Raw genomic sequence first — 1,301 nt, forward strand, 5'->3', positions numbered from 1 at the left:
TCTCAGTATCGATAGCGAAGTATGTGTCGCCGGCGACATGTTCACCGCCATGAGAGCGGCCCAGTCAGCGTCGGTGATCCACGCTGCGATGCGCCCACAACCTGGCGGGTCACCCCCACGGGCACATGATTTACTGGCGTTTGCTACGCGCGACGCTGCGGCAGCCGCCGGGTTGGCTGATCGTATCGGCACGATCACCGCTGGCAAGGATGCCGACCTGATCGTCATCGATCTGGGCTCGCCCAGTCTGGCTGCCGCCGCCGACCCCGCCACCGCCATCGTCGCGGCCGCCACGCCGCACGATGTCGAGATCGTCATGGTTCGCGGCGAGATCCTCAAGGATTCCGCGCTCACCCATCCCGCACTCGACGTCGTCTACCATCGCGCTGTCGCCTCGCGTGCCAGCATCCTCGGACAGCCCCAACTGTATGCAGAAAACGAGCCGATCAGGCTACTGTAGACGCTGTGATGGCACAATCTTGCCGACGAGTGGATGATCGGCCCCATCGATCCACCGCATCGAAGTCGAACCCATGACAGAGATAACGGTCGTCGCGGGCGCCGACACAGACGCTGCAGCGTCTCGTGAAGACCCTGTCAGCACCACCGCGCAAGCCTACGACACCGTGCGACGGGCGATCATCAACGCCGAACTCGCCCCCGGGGCCTTCGTGTCGCAGGTACGACTGGCCGCCCAGCTCAACATCAGCCGCACCCCGCTGCGCGAAGCGCTTCGCCGGCTGCAAAGCGAAGGCCTACTCGAGGGCGATTTCAACCGACGACTTCGCGTCGCGCCGCTGTCGGTTGATGACCTCGAACAAGTCGCGGCCATGCGCATCATGCTCGAGTCGCTCGGTGTGCAGGCCAGCGTTCCGAAACTGAACAGCGCAACCCTTGACCGGGCCGCCGCGGCGCTCAAACAGATGGACAATATTTTGACCGACCCGACATCCTATGACGCTTTTCACGTGCCTCACCGGGTGTTTCACACAGCATTGTTTAGCGCGGTGGGTCCCCGTATGCGCTCACAACTTGAAGAATTGTGGGATCACGCGGAACGCTACCGCGCTTTCTATCGCCAATCAGCCAGTGACGCAATGGTACTCGCCAACATCGCCCATGATGAGCACGCGTCCATCATGAGAACCGCCCAGCAAGGCGACGCCGTCACGTGCGGCCGGCTCATCGCCGCTCATTTGGCGCGCACAGCCTTGACCACACTGGCCAAGCTCGACCCCACTCACGATCCCATGATGATCCGCGAAGCCGTTAGCCGTGCATCAAGCAGCCGGGGCTAGCAA

Annotated in this window: 2 protein-coding genes; both read left to right on the forward strand. The window is 62.8% G+C overall.

Features of this window, described 5'->3' with window-relative positions; genetic code table 11:
* A partial coding sequence (locus AC5Y5O_RS31990) for an amidohydrolase family protein (RefSeq protein WP_500028744.1) occupies window positions 1-460 on the forward strand: 460 nt, incomplete at its 5' end.
* Between the two features lie 73 nt (window positions 461-533).
* Complete coding sequence (locus tag AC5Y5O_RS31995) at window positions 534-1,298, forward strand: GntR family transcriptional regulator (RefSeq protein ID WP_036473928.1); 765 nt, start codon at window positions 534-536, stop codon at window positions 1,296-1,298.
* Window positions 1,299-1,301: the final 3 nt, after the last annotated feature.

Source organism: Mycobacterium sp. NGS40 (assembly GCF_059812735.1).